The organism is Neisseria sp. WLZKY-1 (assembly GCF_046546535.1).
GTDB lineage: Bacteria > Pseudomonadota > Gammaproteobacteria > Burkholderiales > Neisseriaceae > Neisseria.
The window spans coordinates 1-403 of sequence record NZ_JBKGTW010000133.1 but is presented as its reverse complement, the minus strand read 5'-3'; the positions used below and the strand labels follow the sequence as shown (position 1 = coordinate 403).

Annotated in this window: 1 pseudogene; it reads left to right on the top strand. The window is 47.4% G+C overall.

Annotated elements, in window-relative coordinates:
* Positions 1-88: 88 nt before the first annotated feature.
* Positions 89-403: pseudogene (locus ACLD9W_RS12525) on the top strand (transposase); the annotation flags it as partial.

Sequence of the window (403 nt, the reverse complement as noted above, 5' to 3'; positions counted from 1 at the left end):
ATTAAGGATCATTTTGCTAGAAAATGAATTTGCAGCAGTAAATTTGTTACTTAGTGCGTTGCTTCTCTGATTTAGCAGTAAATTTGTTACTTACGCCGAAAACCTCTACAAACTCGGTTACAAACAACATACCCGCACCGATGAGGAAGGCTATATCGAGAAACTGCACATCACTCCCGCCAATACCCATGAGTGCAACCACCTGTCGCCTTTGCTGGAAGGGATAGCCGAAGGCACGACCGTCTATGCCGATAAAGGCTACGACAGTGCGGAAAACCGACAACATCTGGAAGAGCATCGGTTGTTGGACGGCATTATGCGCAAAGCCCACCGCAACCGTCCGCTGACGGAAGCGCAAACCAAACGTAACCGATATTTGTCGAAAACCCGTTATGTGGTCGAA